The sequence below is a fragment of the Actinomycetospora sp. NBRC 106378 genome (genome assembly GCF_030269685.1).
Classification (GTDB): domain Bacteria; phylum Actinomycetota; class Actinomycetes; order Mycobacteriales; family Pseudonocardiaceae; genus Actinomycetospora.
Genome location: NZ_BSTT01000002.1, coordinates 462822 through 481443, shown reverse-complemented (window position 1 = coordinate 481443; position 18622 = coordinate 462822). Strand labels below are relative to the sequence as shown.

Here is an 18622-nt window from a genome sequence, read left to right as displayed (position 1 = left end):
TCGCCTCATGACGCTGACCACGCCCGCCCGCCGCTCCGCCCCGGAGTCCTTCGCGACGACCGCGCTGCCCTCCACGATGACGGCACCGTTCACCGCCGCGGTCACCGCTCCTTCCCGACGCCGGGTGTGGCTGGGTGGACTGGCCGCGCTCGGCCTGGTGGGAGCGATCGGTGCCGTGGCGCTGGGCTCGGGCGCCACGCCGGTGGCGCCGTTGCCGGCGGCTCGGGACTCGCTGGTCGGGGCCGACCCCTCGACCAGCCGCTGCGCCGACGACGCGCAGACGGTGACCAGCCGCGTGGTCACGACGCAGCGCGGGCGCCTGGAGGTGCCGATCGGGATGCTCGAGGTCCGCGCCTCGGGGGCGTGCGGCACCGCCTGGGCCCGCTACACGCTCGACGCGTCGGCGCCGGTGGCGGAGGTCGCGATCGAGGGCGGCACCCGTCAGGAGCTGCCGGTCGTGGCGAGCGGACGGGTCGTCCACGGCGTGACGTCGATGATCATGGCCGACGGACCCGTGCACGCCGTGGTCGTGCCGGTCGACGGCGCGGTCCTGCCGAGTCGTTCCACCGCTGGAGGTACTCCGTGACCCGTAGCGTCCTGCTGACCTGGATCGGCACTGGTGTCGCCGTCCTCGCGATCCTCGCGGCTCTGCTCTGGCCGATCGATGCCGAGCTCGCGCCGCTGCCGGCGGCGACGTCGGCCTCCCTTCCACCGGCTCCACCTCCTGCGCCGATCGTCACCGTGGTGCCGACGACCGTCGCGAGTCCGGCGCTCGACGCGGTAGCGATTCCTCGTTCCCGAGCTACGCCGACCACCCCAGCTCGTCCCGTCGCTCCGGCTCCGAGGCCCGCACCCGCTCGGACGACCGCGGCGCCCGGCAACGGCCCCACCTCCGGCGGCAGTGGTGGCAACAATGGCGAGGGCGGCAACAACGGCGGCAACAACGGCGACGGCGGGAACAACGGGGACGACGGGAATCGCCCCAACGGGGATGGCGGCGGGGGCAACCTCTTTCCCAACGGATTCTGAGTATCAACAGGGGGGATCGTGCAGGGTTTCTCACGCGAGGAAGCGAAAGCAGGTCACGAACTCGTGCAGCAAGCCGTGCGCGACGCCGAACGCGCATGGCAGGCGGCCCAAGGGCGGCGTGAGGTCCGCGACGCGGAGTCCGCCCTGGAGTCGGCCCGCATGAAGGAGCGGATGAGCTCCGCCGCCCTGAGAACTCTGGCCGGGCAACTGGGCACCACCGTCGACGCCATTCTCGCGCCCGAGCCACCTCCGATTCAGGCGCCACAGCCGCCGGCCCGCACCCGCGTCGATGCTCCGCTCCTGAAGAGCGAGGTCCTCAGGATGATCCGCAGCTTCGGCGACAGACGCGCACGGGAAGGCGATGACCTGTTCGAGGACGACGAACTCCCGGGTTCCTTCCTCTACAGCACCGGCGACGCACGCGTGGGCATCTGCGTGTGGGGCGGCGGGGAGACGCGGTGGTCGTTCAGCATCTTCTCTGCTGCTCGCATCCGCAGCCGCCCCTCACTCGAGCTCTACCGCTTCGTCAGTCGGTGGCGGACGACCGCGGGGATCGGCGCCCCCTACGTCATCGAGTGCGACGGTGAGGCCGCCATCATGTGCGAGCGTCTCTTCGATCCCTGCCAGTTCGTCGACGGCCCGGGCGCCCGGACGATGATCGAGGCGACGATCGATCTGATCGGCGAGGCCGCGGTCACGATGTCCACCGCGCTGCGCGCTACCGACGACGGGGGTGTCCCCTTCACCGCGACCGGGCTGGGCGGCCTCATGGCCTTGAAGTCATGGTGGGAAGTGTCCGATCCGCGGATCACGGAGATGGCAAGGAGCTCTCGGCCCTGACCCCACCTGATCACCCGGCGCCGCCGGCGCGGTCGACGGACGCGCCAGGAGCACAGTCCGCGAGGCCGAGTCCCCCTCGGCTCGAGGACGTCAGGTAGACCTCCGAGATATACCCGATCCGTCCGTCGGGAAAGGATGCCCGGTACCACAGGTCCGAGTCCGAGCGGTCCGGGTTCGACCAGGCGGCGACCTCGTCGAGGTTGTAGTTGTGCAGTTCCTGCCCGTGCACCACGCAGTGCGCGACGAGGCCGGCCCCCGATTGCATCTCCGTGCCCGGCACCTTGCAGCTGCGGTCGGTCACCGCGCAGTAGGAGATCGGGATGGTGGACAGGTAGGCGGGCGTGCGGTCCTCGACGAGTCGGTCCGGTCCCAGCGCCACCTTGTTCTGCACCTCGATCGCGCGGACCGCGGGGCCTTGCGGCCCGAGATCACTCCAGCGCCCGAGCACGAAGCCCGCGACGCCGACGAGCGCGCACAGCACGACGACGGCCGCGAGCAGCATCGCTCGGCGGCGGCGTGGCTGCGGGAGGACGACCGGCTCGGCCGGAGCCGGCGCAGCCTCGACCTCGGGCTCGACATCGGCCTCGCTCTCGGCCTCCGGGGCCATTGGGGCCACCGGCTCGACCGCAGACTCGGGCTCGACAACAACGGGCTCCGGCTCGACAACGGGCTCCACGAGCGGCTCGGGCGGCGTCTCGACCTCGGCCCCTGCGTCGGGGTCCGGGTCGACCGCCTGCGGTGCCATCTCGGCGAGTTCGGTCCGCACGCGCTCCCACAGCGGGCGCCACTCGGCCGGGTCGCCGTCGCAGGCGCGCACGAAGTCGACGACCGTGTCCCATCGCGGGAGGTGCCGTCCGCCGACGGCCTCCGCGAGCGTGCTCTTCGAACGTCCGACGCGGCGCGCCATGGTGACGAATTTCGGTGAGCCCGCACGTTCTCGTAATGTTCGCAGTTCTGTGGCGAACTGTGCGAGTACGCCGCCATCAGGGTCGAGCGGGCGCTGCGGTCGTGGCACGAAGTGTCCCCCCCAGGACGTTGTCCGACGGGGACGACGATAGACCGACGCCTTCTCGATCTTGCAGCCAGTAGGCCGGAATCCGTCCCGACGGCGCCTAACCAGCGACTATGTCCGGTACGTCCACGAAGTGTCGATTCTCGTCGCCTTTGTCGGCGACCCCACGCACAGCTGCAATTCCATGAATGCCCGCGAACCGATCCTCCGGGAGTCCCCGTGCTCGTCCTCGTCATGGTCCTGCTGCTCGTCGTGCTCGGGATCGGGCTCGTCGTCGCCTTCCGGTCGAGTGGCGGCTCCTCGTCCTCGCCGTCGGACGCGGCCATCGCCATGACCGCCCACCTCATGGACCGTCACGCGATCCTGCCCGTGTGAAGGCGGAAGTCAGCGGGCGGCCACCGCGGAAGCCCGGGCCTCGCGGATCGCCTCGCCGCTCTCGGGATCGAGCAGGCGGATCCCGAGCCAACGGCCGTCGGGAATGCGTGCGACGAAGTCGAGAACCCCGCGGTCCCGGCGCACGTGATCGTCCGCCAGATGGGGGTGGAGGAAGGTCCAGACCATCGGGTCGGGCCGCATCCCGGACCGTCCGGCGATGCGCAGGTCGGTCGGGGTCACCGCGAGAACGATCTCGGTCAGGACGGCGTCTCCCGGGGAGAGCCAGGCCGCTTCGGCGGCCCCGACGACGAGCGCACCATCGGCGCCGGGGACGCCGTCGAGCGCGCGCCGTGCGATCCCGCGGTGCTCGAACAGCGGCGCCGCGATCACGCGGGGGCTGACCACGGCCGACCGTGACGGGAGTCCGGGGACCTCGATGGCACCGCGGGATGCGCGTCGCGCCGCACACCACGCCCGGCCCTGCTCGGACACGACCTCCAGTCCGCGCCGCTCACCCCGGTAGTGCCCGATCACACCCACCCCGGGCAGGGCACCGACCAACCGCTGCCCGGGGTGCCCCTGGGGCCGTTTGCCGAGCTCCGCTTCGAGCTGGCTGAGCGTCCGACCGATCCGGACGAGTGCCGCCGCCTGCGCCCGGCGGCCGGCGTCCCGACGGGTCGCGCCGACGGCGAGTTCGTCGGCCTCGTCCCGAGCGGCCGAGACCTGCCCGGCGGCATCCAACTGGCGTCCGAAGAGGATCTCTCCGATCAGCGCGACGTGGTCATCGGTGTCCTCGATCCCGTACTCGAGCGCGATCGCCACGAGCAACAGCCCCTGTCCCGCTGCGGAGACCAGGTCACGGACGGGAATCCGGTCCCCCGCGGCGCCGGTCAGTCCGGGGAGTGCGGCGAGCACGGAGGTCGCCCGGCCCAGGTTGGCGAACCACCAGTCGCAGCGCTGATCGAGTCCGGCGGCCTCCCACGCGGGCGTGCCCGGACGAGCCGCGGCCCAGCGTTCGAAGCCCTGCCGCGCGTAACCGCCGCCCTGCCTCGCGAGTTCGCCGCCTCGCTTCACGATGGACCGGAACCGTCCGCCCCGGTCGGCGTCCACCGCGGGCTCGGTCGCTGGGGGCCCGGACACCATGACCGGGGCGTCCTCCTCCTCGCCGGCCGCGGTCGCCAGGAACTCCGGGTCCCGGAGCTTGCGGACGAGGAAGGCGGACGCCAGCGCGACCGCCCGGATCCCGACCGCCACCTGTGCGTCCGACATCGACCGACTCATCCGTCCCCCACCCTCCGCCGACAACGCCCACGGCTCCCGGCATCCGAACAGAGAACGACATGGACCGGGGCCCGGTTTGGACCGTGTGTCGACCGATCGGTCGGCACATAGACCGGTTTCGGAGATCCGGGACCCGCGTCGGTCTATGTCCGCCCGGTGCGCCTCGGCGCGGCCCACCGGCCGTACGAGACTTCGCCCGTTCACGATCACGGAACGTCCCCCCAGGACGACCAATTGACCCTTCGCCACTCCTCCTCGCCAAGGACGACGACACAGAGGGCCATCTCAGTTGCTCCATGCTTCCGGCGGACTGCGACCACGGATTCGGTAACGGCGCGATGACGGTCCCGGCGACCGGCACGGCCTGCGGCTCCTGCTCCGCCAGGCCGATGTCGGTGACGCCCTCTGCAGCGCATGCGGGACCCCGGCGGCCCGGCCCGCGCGGCTCAAGGAATTCGGCAGTCGCGGAACTCGAGCTCCTCAGCAGGATCAAGATCACGACGCTCTCGGCGTCAAAGCCGTTCGAGTTCGCGCTCCGTGAGGTGCTCGCGCGGATGCGGCTGAGGCCCACCCGCCCACCACCATCGCGAGCAGGGCAGTTCCTCGTTCTGAGGCATCGTCCCCGTCCCCAAGACCACGATGAGTTCGGGCACGTACTCCGCGAGACCGGACGGGCGAAAGGGAACCCGCAGTCCTTGCCCAGACGACTGACTGAACGTTCCTCCACGTGACGACCACACTGCTCCAAGCGGGTGAAGACCGCCTGATTCGGTAACCACATCCTCAAGGAAGACGACTGATCTCACGGCACGCCCGCTCTGTCTCGCGGAAAGCCGCACATCGAATGCGCGGGGCACTGCCGTGTCATCTCTTCCCTGGGGGTTCCATGCGCAGGATCTTGCTGCGTCGACCATTCGTCGGCACCCAACCGGTCGGGCGATCTGTTCGCTGGGCAACGTGGGCGGTGGTCGCCATTCTTGCAGTCTCCCTCGCTTTCCACGCCGCTCCGGCGGCGTCCGCGGCGAACACCGTTCTCGGGGCGGGCGGGCAGATCAACACCTGCGCCAGCATCTCCTCCCCGAATGGCCAGGCCGTGCTACGGATGCAGTGCGACGGAAATCTGGTGCTCGTCTTTCCCGGGAACCGTCCGGTCTGGTCGAGCGGCACCGGAGGGCAGCCGGACGCCGTCGCAAGGATGCAGGGCGACGGCAACTTCGTCGTGTACAGCCGTGGGAACGTCCCACGCTGGTCGACGAGCACGGGCGGGAACAACGGCGCTGTGCTGGTCCTCCAGGACGACGGCAACCTCGTCGTCGTCGCACCCGGGAACCGGCCGGTCTGGTCCACGCAGACCTCGCTGACAGCCCCCGCGACCTCTTCCCCGGCCGCCCGGGTCGTCGAGCTGACCAACGCGCAGCGGGCTCGCGCCCACTGCGGTCCACTGCGCGTCGATGGCGGCCTCGCGGCCGCGTCGCAGAACTACGCCGCGGACATGGCCGCACGGAACTACTTCAGCCACACCGGCAGGGCGCCGACTCCGGCGAGTTCCACGGGCCGCGCGCAAGCCGCCGGCGTGTCGTTTCGGACGCTGGCCGACAATATTGCGATGGGCTACCGCGACGCCGACAGCGTCGTGGTCGGATGGATGAACTCCGAAGGGCATCGCCGGAACATCCTGACCTGCTCCTTCACCCGGACCGGGGTCGGGTACGACGCCCGCAACTCGGGCCGCTGGGTGCAGATGTTCGCCAACTGATTCCGGCCTTCTCACACCATTCTCCGCTCGCGGCGCCGATGCCGCGCGCGTCGAGCCGTCGTCACGGTGACGGGCGGCTTCCGTTCCTTGGGGGGAACCAGTGAAATCTGTTGTCGCTCGTCGCCGACGCCTGCTGGCGTTGCTCGTCGGCATGCTCGTCGCCGGCGCATCCATTCTCACGGCCGGTCTGATCGCTCCGGCCGCCTCGGCTGCCGCGCCGAACATCACCGTCGACCTGCTCACGGTGCCGACCTCCGCCGGGCCCGCCTCGAGCGTGAACGCCTCCGCTCGCGTGCACAGCACCAGTGGCACGGTGACGGTCCAGGCCATCACCATTGCCGTCCGCAACAGCTCCGGCGCGCAGTTCGACTTCCCCGGCGCTGCGACCAACGTGGGCGTCCCGGCCTCGGGCTACACCTTCACGTCGGGCACCCGCACCTTCGCGGCGGGCACCTACAGCGCCTTCGTCGCCGTCCAGGTCGGCGGTGCCTGGTACAACCTGACGCCGACGAAGTCCTTCACCGTCGGTGGCGCGAGTTCGGGGGTCGTGGTCGACAGCCTGACCCTCCCGACCGCTGCTGCGGGCCAGAGCGTCACGGCGTCGGCACGCCTGCGTGGAGCCAACGCCACCGTCAACGTCCAGGCCGTCACCATCGCGGCCCGCAACGCCTCGGGCGGGCAGTTCGACTTCCCGGGCGCGACGGCTGCCAGCGTCCCGACCGGTGGTTACACCTTCACCTCGGGCGCACGCTCCTTCGCGGCCGGGTCCTACGACGTGTTCGTCGCGGTTCAGGTCAACGGCACCTGGTACAACCTCGACCCCCACAAGATTCTCGTCGTCGGCGCAAGCGCCTCTCCCGGCAACCTGGTCTTCGCGTCCGAGTTCAACGCCGCGGCCGGCTCCGGCCCGAACCAGGGGCTGTCGGCGAGCTACTGGCTCAACGACGACTGCTGGAAGTCGGGCTGCACCGGCACGATTGCGCAGTATCTGGAGAACCACGCCCGCCAGGACGGCGCCGGCAACCTCGTCCTGACCGCGGACAAGAACCTCGACACGAGCAACACGAAGTGTGGCTCGAAGACGTGCACCTACGCGTCGTCCCGGCTGACGATGCAGAACTGGGCCAGCGGAGGCACCCCGACGTTCGCGCGCGCCGGAGGCCACTTCGAGGCTCGGATGAAGCTCCCGACCGGCGCCGGACTGTGGCCCGCGTTCTGGACCGTCGGTGACCAGACCAAGGCCACGGGCGCGCCCTGGCCGGTGTCGGGCGAGATCGACATCCTCGAGGCCCTCGGCAACACGCCCACGACGGCGTACGAGTTCGCCCACGGAGGCACGTCGACGAACGGAACCGTGACGCCGTTCAACTCCGGCAAGGGCTACGCGCTGCCCTCCGGCACCATCGCCGACTGGCACACCTACGCCGTGGACTGGGACGCCTCGAACACCGGCTACATCAAGTGGAGCGTGGACGGCAAGGTCCTGAAGACGCTGACCGCCTCCGAGGCCGGGGCTGCCTGGAAGTCCTTCCAGGGCAAGCACTCGATCATCCTCAACCTCGCCGTGGGCGGGGACATGCCGGGCGACTCGACGTCGGGCACCACCTTCCCGGCCAAGATGTACGTCGACTACGTGCGGGTCTACGACAAGCCCGCGATCTGAGGTCCCATCGACGTGGGCCGCGCACGTCATCGTGCGCGGCCCGCGTCGGCCGCCGCACCGGCGTCACCAGGACGTCCGATACGGCGTCCGGGCAGGAAACAGCACCGATCCACCCGTGGTCGGGGACCTCTCCCCCCACCACGGGTCGTTCGCGCGTTCCCTCACGCCGACTCCGATCGCGGAGGCGAACGCCTTGTACCGCGGTCAAGCAACCTTCCCACTGCGCGTCGCCGCCGACCCGTCGAGGGCCGAGGTTCAGGCAAGCTCAGGAACCCTACGCGGCGCGTCTGAGCAGGACGCCGGCTACGAGCTGTACTCCGGGCCGTCGTAGCGCAGCGTATCGCTCATCCACAGCAGGATGTCGAGCACCCGGAGGAGTGCAAGTCCGTCGACGCGGGCCTCCGAGCGCGTCGTGGACAAGAGCTCGACGAGCCCTCGATCTTGGAGGAGTTCGTGAACTTCCCGCCAGTGATCGCGGTGGTCGCGGAGCCCGAGCTGCTCCCCGACGACCCGGTCCCAGATGGGAAGCAATCGCGGACGTTTCCGGGCGAGGAGCTTCGAGGTCGTCGTGGGGCCGGTGCCAGGATCCGGTCGGTTCCACGCTCGGAGGTAGGTCCACAACTTGCCTGCCTTCGAGCTGTTCGCGACCTCCTTGACGTCCACCTCGTGCAGGTCGACGTCCGCCCGGACATCGGTCAGAAGGCTCGTGATGTGGTCGGCCGCCGGGCCGAGGAAGCGGATCACCGCGTCGGCGGGCACCGCGACGTCGAGCATGGTGACCGCGAGCAGGTCGCCCGGCGTGATCCGATCAGGGTCTGAGGCCGCGACATCATCGAAGCGCGAGCCGGAGTAACGCGGGCCGCCGTGCGCGAGCGTGGCATGGGTGTAGCTGTCGACTGCTCGGACACACCAGTCTCGCGCGCGACGGTCGCCTTTCGCCGCGACAGAGATATGGGCGGGCAGGCGGGCGTCGCTCATGCCGGGAACGTTAGGGACTCCCTATCTCCCAGGCCGGGTCGACACCCTGGGGTGTGCCAGCTCGACTGGATGAACCGACGATGCGATCTCCCTCGACAAGAAACTGCCCGGCACCTCGGCATTCGGGTGATCATGGTCCTCCACCACGCACGCTCCCGGGACGATGCCGACAACCACCGAGGAGGATCATGAACGGCGCGTTGAAGCACGCCCTACACACGCTCACGGCCAGGACGGCAGTGCGCGGTGTCAGCGATGAGGCGTTGCCGATACGCGCCGACCTGCCCCACGCTCGCCTCGCAGCCTGCGCTGCGCTGAACGGGCCTCAACCCGTCGTCCCACTCGAAGCGCTCCGCGGACTCGCGGTGGCATCAGCCGCAACGCTGAGCGCCGACCTCCTCCAGGTACAGGCGAACTGGGCGGTCGCGCGCTACGTGGGCTCCTTCGAGCACAAGAAAGACCACCTGGTGCTCTCCGAACCCGGGGAAGCCGTGTGCGGCAACCAGCGTCGAGTCCTGAGCGAGGAGCTCGGGATCGCGTTCGGCCTGCACACAGGATCGAGATGGATGGCATCTCGGGCAGACCCGGCCTCGCCGATCTGGGTCGCCGACGTGGATCAACTACCCGCCCGCCTCGTGAGTTGGGCAGCGAAGAGCGAGCATCGGCCTGACTTCGTGCTGGCTGCTCGGCGGCCCGGCCACACGAACTTCACTGTCGCCCTCGTGGAGTCGAAGGGGACCAGAACTCCATCCCATGTGAAGAAAGCCTGGCGAGCGGGTGCCGACAGATCGCACCCGCAGTTCGAGATATGAACCTGCCTGGACTCGTTGTCAGCACCCTCGTCACCGGATCTCGGATCACCACGGCGTCCGTCGAGGTCGGAGCGAACCGGGAAGGCCGCCGTTCGGCCGATGACGGCCTTGTTCTTGCCGTACAGGCAGCATCCTTCGAGAACCTGGCGGAGACAGCGGGAAACGCCCGGGCGGCTGACGCCTGGCGCGCGCAACGTGGCCTCACCACCGACGTCGCGCGGCCTCCTCGCGTGCGGGTGGACCGACCTCGGGTCGAGGAGACGACGGATCGCGACGAGCCTGCCGTCGGGCTTCGTCAGCGATACGGCTTCCCGGGCGGGGAACTCGACGTGTTCCTCGGAGTGTTGTCGGAGGTCGACGCCTATCTCATCGAACCGCGGGCAGCGGTCATTGCTGCACAGGAGCGCCTCCGCGCTCGGCGTGGAGTGGTGGGCGCGCCTGACCTGCCGTCTGGGACCGAGACCTCAGCCGTGGGCCCAGGCGGATCAGTCGCACGTGTCCGGCTGCTGAGCTGACGGCGCGCGATCGGAGGTGACGCGAGAAGCCTGACGGACGATGCCGGATGCGCCTCGCGAAGGCCGCCTACCGCGGCACCGCCGGCAGCGCCGCCGAGGGGTGGCTGTCCACCCACGCCGGGACGCCGTCGGTGTTCACCGCGAACCACAGCTCGGTGGCCCGGTCGGCGTCGAGATAGACCACCGATGCCGCGCCCTCCATGCCCGTCCCGGCCACGGGCGCGGTCAGGAAGTCGATGTTCGACGCGCGGAGGTCGCGCAATCCCCACACGAACGACCGCAGGTCGGACGCGCTGAACGTGTCGTCCACGCCCACCCACGTCACCAGCGAGTCCGCCAGCCCGTAGGCCCGGGTAGGGCTCGAGAGCGTCCCCGAGCTGATCGCCGAGGTGGCCAGCGCCCGCAGCGCGTTCTGCTGACGGCGCACCCGGTCGAAGTCGCCGCCCGGCAGGCTCTTGCGTTCCCGGACGTAGGACAGCGCGTGCGCACCGTCGAGGTGCTGCGGACCCGCAGGCACCGCCACCCCGCCGAAGTTCGACGCCTGCCCGACGTTGACGTCGATCCCCCCGGCCGCGTCGGTCATCTGCGCGAACCCGGCGAAGTCGATGACCGCGAAGTGGTCGACCCGCACGCGGGTCAGCGCCTCCACGGTCTGCACCAGCAGCGACGGCCCACCCCACGAGTACGCCGCGTTGATCTTGCTCGTGCCGTGGCCCGGGATGGGCACCCACGAGTCACGCGGGATCGACACCACCGACGCGCGCGAACCGTCGTCGGCCACGTTCACCAGCATGATCACGTCACTGCGCTGCGCGCCGGGCACCCAGTCCGACGCGGTCGCCTCCGTGCCGGTGGTCGGGTCCGGCGAGCGGGTGTCGGTGCCGACGAGCAGGAACGTCTGCCCCTCCCCCTGCACCGGCCGGGTCGACGGATCGATGTCGAAGACCCCGTCGTAGCGGTGCATCCGGTCGCTGAACTGCTGCGTGACGGCGAACAACCCGCCCGCGGCGAGCAGCGCCAGGACCAGGCCCGCCCCCAGCAGGAACATCAGCCCCCGGAGAATACGACGCCGACGGTTCTCGTCAGGCGCTTCCGGTTCCGGACGCATCGGAAGAAGATCTGTTGCCGGCACTGTCGTACTCCCCCACTCGGACGACGTCACGAGTGTCTCCGCAGTGGATATTCGTCCGTTAGCCCCATCGGTCACACATCACCCGAATGCCGCAGCAAGCGTCAACGCACTGTTTTTGACTGACGACACTCCGTACGACACGCAGAACTTCATGACGATTCCGTGACCACACGCCGGCCTCATCCGCGGACCCGACATACTCGACGCCATGCCGGACCGGGGGGCTCTGAGCGAACGGGCGGTCGTGCGTCGACTGCACGACCGGCTCGGCCTGGGCGCCACCCGGCAGGACCTCGAGCAGAGCATCCTCGAGGGCCCCGACGTCACCCTCACGAAGCTGCTCACGATCGACGAGCCCGCCCCGACGAACGTCCCGGACCCGCCGCAGATCCGGGACCTTCCGGCCGACGATCCTGCTCGGAAGGCCCAGGACCAGCAGCGATCCGACCAGGAGCGCCAGGCGATCCTCTGGTGGCTCGACCGCATGGCCACGGTCAAGGCGCCCCGGGCCGAGAAGCTCACGTGGTTCTGGCACGGGCACTTCGCCACGAGCAACGAAAAGGTCCGCGACGTCGGACTCATGCTCACTCAGAACCAGACGTTCCGCGCCCAGGGCCAGGACTCGGTCGCGAAGCTCGCCCAAGCCATGGTCGTCGACCCCGCCCTCAATATCTGGCTCGACAACCATACCAACCGGAAGTTCGCTCCCAACGAGAACCTCGGCCGCGAACTGATGGAATTGTTCACCCTCGGTGTCGGTGAATACTCGGAGAGCGACGTCCGCCAGGCCGCACGCGCCCTCACAGGGTGGAGCTATAAAGACCGGGCACTGACATTCAAGAAGGCGAACTTCGACGACGGCCCTAAGACGGTTCTCGGCAGCATCGCCGGCCTCGACAGCGACTCCCTGGTCGACCTGCTCACCGCACGCCCCGACTCCGCCCGCTTCATCGCCACCCGCCTGTGGAACCGCCTGGTGTCGAGCGACTCGCCGTCGGAGGCCGAGCTCGAGCAGCTCACCGACGCGTACGGCCCCGGGACGTCGGTCCGCGGGCTCCTCCGGGCCCTCGCCACCTCCGCAGCATTCCGCGACCCGACCAAGACCCTCGTCAAGCAGCCCGTGGAGTGGGCCGTCGGCCTCGCCCGGGCGGTCGGACGACCGGTCGGCACGCTCGACGACAAGGACCGCGCCACGGCGCTGAACCAGCTCAAGGCCCTCGGCCAGACGCCGTTCAGGCCGCCGAACGTCGGCGGCTGGCCCGCCGGAGCCCCGTACATCACCCCGACCGCGACCGTCGCCCGTGTCCGCTTCGCCGCCGTACTTCTGACCGGCGGCACGCTCGGGAGCGTGGACGACCCGCCGTCGGGAACCAACGCGCGGGCCGAATGGGCCCGCGCCACCCTGGGCGTCGACGCCTGGAGCGCCCGGACCCGCGCCGCGCTGAGCCAGGTCGCCGATCCTCGTCAGCTGCTGATCGTCGCGGCGGTCAGCCCGGAGTACGTGGTGAGCGGATGAGAAGCCCCTGGAGCACCACGGTCCCCGTCCTCACCCGCCGACGTTTCCTGGCGGCCACGGCTGTCACCGGGGCCGCCGCGATCGGCGCTACGGCAATCGGGTGGGAGGAGATCGCCGGCTCCGCCGGGGACCTCGACCCCGACGCCGGCGTCCTGGTCGTGGTCACCCTCTACGGCGGCAACGACGGCCTCAACACCGTCATCCCCGCGGGCGACGACGTCTACCAGCGCTCCCGCCCCGAGCTCGCCTACCGCTCCGACGAGGTCCTCGACCTCGGCGACGGCCTCGGCTTCAACCCCGCCCTGCGCGGCCTCAAGGGCCTCTACGACGACGGGTCGCTCGCCGTCGTCCAGGGCGTCGGCTACCCCCAGCCCGACCACAGCCACTTCCGCTCCATGGCCATCTGGCAGACCGCCAACCCCACCAGCCCCAACGGCGCCGGCTGGCTCGGCCGCTGGCTCGACGCCACCAGCGACGGCTCAGCCGCCGACCCCCTACGCGCCCTGTCCACTGACCCGGTCCTGCCACCCCTGCTCGTCGGCGACCGCTACGCCGGCTCCACCATCGCCGCCGGCGCTCTCGAGCTGCCGAAGGGGCCGCTCGGCAACGCCGTCGCCGCCCTTGCCTCGCCCGACCTGGACGACGAGGACTGGCGCGCCCGCACCGCCGCCTCCATCGGCCACCTCGCCACCCTGCGCCGCACCACCACCGCCGCCATGCAACGGGCCGGGAAGGATAACCCCACCGGCGACCTCGACCGCCAGCTCCAGCTCATCGCCGCCCTGATTGAAGCCCGCGTCCCGACCCGGGTCTACTCCGCGTCCCTCGGAGGCTTCGACACCCACGCCGATGAACGCCGAACCCAGGAACGCCTCCTCGGCCAACTCGACACCGCCCTCGCCCCCTTCATAACCCGCCTCGAAGCCACCGACCCCGGCCGCCAGGTCGTCGTCATGGTCCACTCCGAGTTCGGCCGCCGCGTCAAGGCCAACGGCTCCGACGGCACCGACCACGGCACCGCCGGCCCGGTCCTGCTCGCCGGCACCCCAGTCACCGGCGGCCTCACCGGCCAGACCCCCAGCCTCACCGACCTCGACGGCGGCGACCTGCGCTCCCACGTCGACTTCCGCGACCTGTACGCGACCCTCACCGAGAACGTCCTCGGCGCCGCCCCCGATCAGATCGTCGGCGGCCACCCTGGTCGGTTCGACAACGTCCTCGCCTGACTCTCCTCAGATGGGAACGCGCCTAGCAAGCCTCCCGCCCGAGTTCAGACCGGTAGGCTTCTCTTCCAGGCCAATGGATGCCCTCCTCGCGTACACGCTTCGACGCCGTCGAAAGCCCGCACTGCCGTTCGGGCATCAGGTCGCGATGGCAGAAATCACGGGCCGTCGTTCGCAGGGCGGTACTTCGCGGTGTGACACACCGTATAAGGATCCCTATTAGCTCCGAGCCTTAAATCCTTGCCCGCCAGATAAGCTCCGGTCGGGCCAGTCGCGGAACAATACGCGCAGTTTACGGTAGACGACCTCATGTTCACCGCGCGGAGGTACGGCTCCGTTTCCTTCACGCTTGACGACCAACGCGCTCATGAGCGAGGCGGTTGTCAAGTAGGTGACTCGTCCGCCGTACGGGATGGCTACGTCTCGCCGAAGGCGTCTGCGGATTGTTTGAGGGGTGGCCCGACGGTCTCAAAAGTCGCCATACGAAAGGCCGGCACGGGGCGAACCCTTACCTTGAACGCACGATTATCGGGCTCAAGTAGACTAGAGCGCCAGGCTGGACCGACACGACGGCCTTCACGCACGCGCATTGCAAGAGAGGCGCCCAATACCATCTCCGAGTCCTCCTCGCCCGATCGATAGAGACAGGTGCTTACCACCTGAACTAGACGCCGAAGCCTGGACTAGGGCCGGTCAGCGCTCGAAACGCGGCGGCGCGTGGGTCTCACTGGAGCGGCCGACACAGCGCGAAGATCAGCGGGCGCTTTCGTTCTTGATCATGTTTGGTGAACAGTGTCTTGCTGGCGGCCGAGGCCGACGGCGGTGAGGCCGGCCCGGCGCGGGGTGGCCGGGTCGACGATGTTGCGGGTGTCGACGACGATCGGCTGCTTCGTCACCCCGGCGATCTCGGCCCAGTCCAGGGTGCGGAACTCCGCCCACTCGGTGAGGACGACGACGGCCTCGGCGCCCTGGGCGGCCTCCACGGCGTCGGACGCCAGCGTGATGCCGTCGAGCTCACCCGGACCGCGCAGCATCGGGTCGAACCCGACGAGGTCCGCGCCGGCCTGGCGCAGCAGCGCCGCGATCGCCAACGCCGGGGAGTCACGCAGGTCGTCGGTGCCCGCCTTGAACGTCAGCCCCAGCAGCGCCAGGCGCACCCGCGACAGCGACCCCGTGCGCTTCCCGGTCACCGCCAGGCGCACCTTGTCCACGATCCGCTGCCGCTGCCGGGTGTTCGTGTCGATCGTCGCCCGCAGCAACCGGAACTCGAAGTCCGCCGAGTCCGCCACCTGCAACAACGCGTGCGTGTCCTTCGGCAGGCACGACCCGCCCCACCCCGGGCCGGGCGAGAGGAAGGCCTGCCCGATCCGCCGGTCGTAGCCGATCCCCTCGGTCACGTCCCCGATGTCGGCGCCGACCCGCTCGCACAGCTCGGCCATCGCGTTCACGTACGACAGCTTCATCGCCAGGAAGCAGTTCGCGGCGTACTTCATCAGCTCCGCCGACGCCGCGTCGGTGAGCACCGTCGGAGCACCGAGGCGCGCATACAGCGCCGCCACCCGCTCCGCGGCGTCCTGGTTGTCCGAGCCGACCACGATCCGGTCCGGGCCCAGGAAGTCCTTGACCGCCGACCCCTCCCGCAGGAACTCCGGGTTCGACACCACCGCGACGTCGGTGCGCTCGAGCAGCTCCGCGGTCCGCGCCGCCGTGCCCACCGGCACCGTCGACTTGTTGACCACCACGGTGCCCGCCGCCAGCTCGGCGCCGACCTCCTCGATGACCGACTCCACCGCGCGCAGGTCGGCCACCCCGCCCGCGCCCATCGGCGTCGGCACGCAGAGGAACAGCACCTCCGCGGGCCGGGAGTCCTCGAACGCACCCAGCGCCGCCCCCGCGCCGACCACGAACGACAACCGCCCGGCCGAGGTCTGCTCGGAGACCAGCTCCGCCAGATCCGGCTCCACGATGTCCACCACACCCCGACGCAGGCGCTCCACCTTGCCCGCGTCGATGTCCGCGCACACCACCTCGTGACCCAACGACGCCAGACAGGCCCCCGTCGTGAGCCCGACGTAGCCCGTCCCCACCACCATCACCCGACGCCCGAACACCCCTGACACCCCTCTCTGGAAACTCAGATATTTTGCGTCTTTGATTGCGCACTCAACAGTTTTCTTGCGTCAAACAGTCTATCGCTTGGAGTCGCCGCAGCAGTTAAAAAGATTCCGATGACAATCCACGAGTAAGTGTCGACCGCTAATGGATTCCAAATTGTCTCCGTGAATGAATATGTTGCGAAGAGAACTACAAGGGATTTCTCTGTTAAACCACGCCCAAGCGGTGATTCTGCGGCAAGCAACCCAGCTAAGACGACAGCCGAAAGGAGCAACGCCACTAACCCACCCGAAAAGTACAGCAACGCGTACCCGGAGTGAAAGAAATGATCGGGAGCCTCACCCAAGGTCTGGAAATAGACCCACTTTGATAGACCGATCCCCGTAACTATCTGATCGTCCACCTGTGAAGAAACCGCGATCCAGATGCGACCACGCCTGCTGAAACTCTCAGGTTCCGCCGTATAGATCAAAAACATGGCAGCCGATGCAGCCGCAACTCCCAATGTCAGACCGACAGGAAAAGGAATGCGGAAAACTTTTCTTTGACGTTCGATCAGCGACGATACAGCATGCCAGGACAGAGCAATAATCAAAGTAACATATGCGGTACGCGAGCCGGACAGCAGTACAACCATCCCGAAAATTAGGACGCTGGCTATTCTGACCCGTCCAGAGAAACCCTGCAAGCTCAAGATCAAGCCGAACGCGGCGATGATCCCAACAACATTCTCCGACGTAGCGAAACTCGTGAATAAGGCGCCTGCTATTGAACATTTCTCAAGGTCTCCCGTCTTGCACGGGAGCCAAAAACTGGCGCCCATGAAGAAGGATGGCGCTATTAATAAAGACACAATCAACAGGGTAATCGTAGCGAGATCTCTCATAGAAACACGCGCGTACGACAAGAGATGACCGACAGCTAACCATTGGAGCGCCGCAACTCCATATCCGACCCATCGACCACCATAAATCCCTGGAACAGTTAGGAAATCAACGAAAGAACACCAAACCACCAACAGGCCGAAGCATACCCACGCAAGCCTGACGAACTCATCCTGCGATCCCAAGACCTGTTGTCGCGAGGAGAAGAAGCAGAACGAAAGAGAGAGAAGTGCGACCGCTAGCCCGCCTAGCGGGTATGCAGTGTAGCCTGGCAACAAGAGTACGACCGCAGTCGTGCCTATTGTATATAGGGCAACTAGCACGAGCGGCCCATTCCTGAGAAATGCGGACCTATTGCGGAACACGCACGCCAAGCCCGCCACACCCAAGAGTGACAGAAGAGCTGCGAAGTACTCAACTTCTATTGGAAGGGACACCGCTAAATCACCGCTGCAAATCGATCCAGCACGTTACACCATTGTCTCCCAACTGTGTCCGGTGAGAACTTCACCGAACGCCGGTCACGAGCCGTATCGAAGTCTTCCGAACTGGGCGGATTGCTTGCAACAATGTTGATTGCGTACGCAAGCTGTTCCGGCGAGAACCCCGCTGCAGTCGCACCAGGAACAAGTACAGGGACAAGCTCGCTCATAGCCGGCGCAGGTAGATTAACAACGGGAACACGGTAATGAGCGGCTTCAACGAGACTAAACCCGAAAGTTTCCGCTAACGACGGATGCACCAGAAGATCGGCATCGAGCAGAAAATCTCGAACGTTGGGCACTCGGCCCCTAAATGACACGCGGTCGCCCAGTCCGTATTTCGCAACAAGGGCCTCCAGCATCTCCCTCTGAGGCCCGTCACCCACCATCGTAAGCGTAAATCTCTGCGGCAGAAAGAGCATCGCAGTAACTGCTGTGCGGTAGTTCTTGTATTGCCGAAAGGCGCCTGTCGTCAGAAGGCGCACCCCTGTCTCGGGCGGCAATGTCCTCAATTCCTCGCCAGTGCTCCGACGGTTTGGTTCAATCACAACATTAGGTATAACTTCAAACTCTCCCACGCGGCTGTACATCAGCCTGGCGGCCTCTAGAACCGCATTCGAAACCGCTACTACCAATTCCGGGGACTTAGGTACTAGTTTCAAGCAATTTGCCAGGAGTCGCAATCGAGGGTCGAGCTGTAGACGTGGTTCTAGCAGCGAATGCTCCCAATGAACAAACCGCGGTCCCAACCCGATCAGTGCCACGCCCAAGGGGACTGATGCCCAAAGGCCGCTCCCCACGACGACGTCGGGCGCTCTACGTGAGAGGGACGAGCGCAGCTTGGGGATAATCTCGATAAGCCGAGTCAATCGCTCGCCCCCATCAAGAAGGTCTACGTCAAACGGCTCAAATTCTGAAGGCACTCCCCCAGACAGCACTGTCGCCGAGACGAGAACACCTTGATCACGCAATGCACTCAACACATAATAAGCAGCTCGTTCCATCCCAT

16 protein-coding genes are annotated in these 18622 nt (G+C 67.9%); 9 read left to right on the top strand and 7 right to left on the bottom strand.

What is annotated here, in order from left to right; genetic code table 11:
* Positions 1–7 precede the first annotated feature (7 nt).
* The 3 genes from QSK00_RS06625 to QSK00_RS06615 all read left to right on the top strand — a co-directional run bounded on the left by QSK00_RS06625 (position 8) and on the right by QSK00_RS06615 (position 1869).
* Positions 8–586: a DUF2690 domain-containing protein gene (locus QSK00_RS06625; protein ID WP_285588824.1), complete on the top strand. Its 579-nt coding sequence runs from the start codon at positions 8–10 to the stop codon at positions 584–586.
* Positions 583–1029 (top strand): hypothetical protein, encoded by a 447-nt coding sequence (locus tag QSK00_RS06620; RefSeq protein WP_285588823.1) that lies wholly within the window; start codon positions 583–585, stop codon positions 1027–1029. The genes QSK00_RS06625 and QSK00_RS06620 overlap by 4 nt, the downstream gene beginning before the upstream one ends.
* A gap of 63 nt (positions 1030–1092) precedes the next feature.
* Positions 1093–1869, top strand: a complete 777-nt coding sequence (locus QSK00_RS06615) for a hypothetical protein (RefSeq protein ID WP_285588822.1) — start codon at positions 1093–1095, stop codon at positions 1867–1869.
* A 10-nt stretch (positions 1870–1879) separates the two neighbouring features.
* Here QSK00_RS06615 and QSK00_RS06610 read toward each other — a convergent pair whose 3' ends face one another.
* Positions 1880–2884, bottom strand: coding sequence for a helix-turn-helix domain-containing protein (locus QSK00_RS06610; protein WP_285588820.1), 1005 nt, complete (start codon positions 2882–2884; stop codon positions 1880–1882).
* A gap of 216 nt (positions 2885–3100) precedes the next feature.
* Here QSK00_RS06610 and QSK00_RS06605 point away from each other — a divergent pair, with 216 nt between their 5' ends.
* Positions 3101–3256, top strand: a complete 156-nt coding sequence (locus QSK00_RS06605; RefSeq protein WP_285588818.1) for a hypothetical protein — start codon at positions 3101–3103, stop codon at positions 3254–3256.
* A 9-nt stretch (positions 3257–3265) separates the two neighbouring features.
* Here QSK00_RS06605 and QSK00_RS06600 read toward each other — a convergent pair whose 3' ends face one another.
* Positions 3266–4525, bottom strand: a complete 1260-nt coding sequence (locus QSK00_RS06600; protein ID WP_285588817.1) for a hypothetical protein — start codon at positions 4523–4525, stop codon at positions 3266–3268.
* Positions 4526–5501: 976 nt separating this feature from the next.
* On the opposite strand from QSK00_RS06600, the gene QSK00_RS06595 reads away from it, so the two are divergent.
* Positions 5502–6293 carry a CAP domain-containing protein gene (locus tag QSK00_RS06595; RefSeq protein WP_285588815.1) on the top strand — a complete coding sequence of 264 codons (792 nt, stop codon included), beginning with the start codon at positions 5502–5504 and terminating at the stop codon, positions 6291–6293.
* 151 nt (positions 6294–6444) lie between these two features.
* The gene (locus QSK00_RS06590; protein WP_285588814.1) at positions 6445–7956 is read left to right on the top strand and encodes a family 16 glycosylhydrolase; all 1512 of its coding nucleotides are present in this window, start codon (positions 6445–6447) and stop codon (positions 7954–7956) included.
* Positions 7957–8259: 303 nt separating this feature from the next.
* On the opposite strand, the gene QSK00_RS06585 is transcribed toward QSK00_RS06590, so the two are convergent.
* Positions 8260–8934 carry a DUF6308 family protein gene (locus QSK00_RS06585; protein ID WP_285588812.1) on the bottom strand — a complete coding sequence of 225 codons (675 nt, stop codon included), beginning with the start codon at positions 8932–8934 and terminating at the stop codon, positions 8260–8262.
* A 188-nt stretch (positions 8935–9122) separates the two neighbouring features.
* Between QSK00_RS06585 and QSK00_RS06580 the strand changes: the two genes are divergently transcribed.
* On the top strand, positions 9123–9746 hold the full coding sequence (locus QSK00_RS06580) for a hypothetical protein (RefSeq protein ID WP_285588810.1): 624 nt from the start codon (positions 9123–9125) through the stop codon (positions 9744–9746).
* Between the two features lie 582 nt (positions 9747–10328).
* Here QSK00_RS06580 and QSK00_RS06575 read toward each other — a convergent pair.
* Complete coding sequence (locus QSK00_RS06575) at positions 10329–11309, bottom strand: LCP family protein (RefSeq protein WP_285588809.1); 981 nt, start codon at positions 11307–11309, stop codon at positions 10329–10331.
* A 292-nt stretch (positions 11310–11601) separates the two neighbouring features.
* On the opposite strand from QSK00_RS06575, the gene QSK00_RS06570 reads away from it, so the two are divergent.
* Entirely contained in the window at positions 11602–12909 is a 1308-nt protein-coding gene (locus QSK00_RS06570; protein ID WP_285588807.1) for a DUF1800 domain-containing protein, read from the top strand.
* Positions 12906–14135 (top strand): DUF1501 domain-containing protein, encoded by a 1230-nt coding sequence (locus tag QSK00_RS06565; protein WP_285588805.1) that lies wholly within the window; start codon positions 12906–12908, stop codon positions 14133–14135. Before QSK00_RS06570 ends, QSK00_RS06565 begins: the two co-directional genes overlap by 4 nt.
* A 773-nt stretch (positions 14136–14908) precedes the next feature.
* Here QSK00_RS06565 and QSK00_RS06560 read toward each other — a convergent pair.
* The 3 genes from QSK00_RS06560 to QSK00_RS06550 all read right to left on the bottom strand — a co-directional run bounded on the left by QSK00_RS06560 (position 14909) and on the right by QSK00_RS06550 (position 18617).
* Positions 14909–16243, bottom strand: a complete 1335-nt coding sequence (locus QSK00_RS06560; RefSeq protein WP_285588803.1) for a UDP-glucose dehydrogenase family protein — start codon at positions 16241–16243, stop codon at positions 14909–14911.
* 23 nt (positions 16244–16266) lie between these two features.
* Positions 16267–17070, bottom strand: a complete 804-nt coding sequence (locus QSK00_RS06555; protein ID WP_285589513.1) for an O-antigen ligase family protein — start codon at positions 17068–17070, stop codon at positions 16267–16269.
* A gap of 500 nt (positions 17071–17570) precedes the next feature.
* Positions 17571–18617 (bottom strand): glycosyltransferase family 4 protein, encoded by a 1047-nt coding sequence (locus tag QSK00_RS06550; protein ID WP_285588801.1) that lies wholly within the window; start codon positions 18615–18617, stop codon positions 17571–17573.
* Between the last annotated feature and the right edge of the window lie 5 nt (positions 18618–18622).

Excerpts from the sequence above, each read along its gene's own strand:
- QSK00_RS06550 (WP_285588801.1), bottom strand. The coding sequence starts at position 18,617 with ATGGAACGAGCTGCTTATTATGTGTTGAGTGCATTGCGTGATCAAGGT.
- QSK00_RS06575 (WP_285588809.1), bottom strand. The coding sequence starts at position 11,309 with ATGTTCCTGCTGGGGGCGGGCCTGGTCCTGGCGCTGCTCGCCGCGGGC.
- QSK00_RS06555 (WP_285589513.1), bottom strand. The coding sequence starts at position 17,070 with ATGGGCGCCAGTTTTTGGCTCCCGTGCAAGACGGGAGACCTTGAGAAA.
- QSK00_RS06570 (WP_285588807.1), top strand. The coding sequence starts at position 11,602 with ATGCCGGACCGGGGGGCTCTGAGCGAACGGGCGGTCGTGCGTCGACTG.
- QSK00_RS06600 (WP_285588817.1), bottom strand. The coding sequence starts at position 4,525 with ATGTCGGACGCACAGGTGGCGGTCGGGATCCGGGCGGTCGCGCTGGCG.
- QSK00_RS06565 (WP_285588805.1), top strand. The coding sequence starts at position 12,906 with ATGAGAAGCCCCTGGAGCACCACGGTCCCCGTCCTCACCCGCCGACGT.
- QSK00_RS06585 (WP_285588812.1), bottom strand. The coding sequence starts at position 8,934 with ATGAGCGACGCCCGCCTGCCCGCCCATATCTCTGTCGCGGCGAAAGGC.
- QSK00_RS06590 (WP_285588814.1), top strand. The coding sequence starts at position 6,445 with ATGCTCGTCGCCGGCGCATCCATTCTCACGGCCGGTCTGATCGCTCCG.
- QSK00_RS06580 (WP_285588810.1), top strand. The coding sequence starts at position 9,123 with ATGAACGGCGCGTTGAAGCACGCCCTACACACGCTCACGGCCAGGACG.
- QSK00_RS06625 (WP_285588824.1), top strand. The coding sequence starts at position 8 with ATGACGCTGACCACGCCCGCCCGCCGCTCCGCCCCGGAGTCCTTCGCG.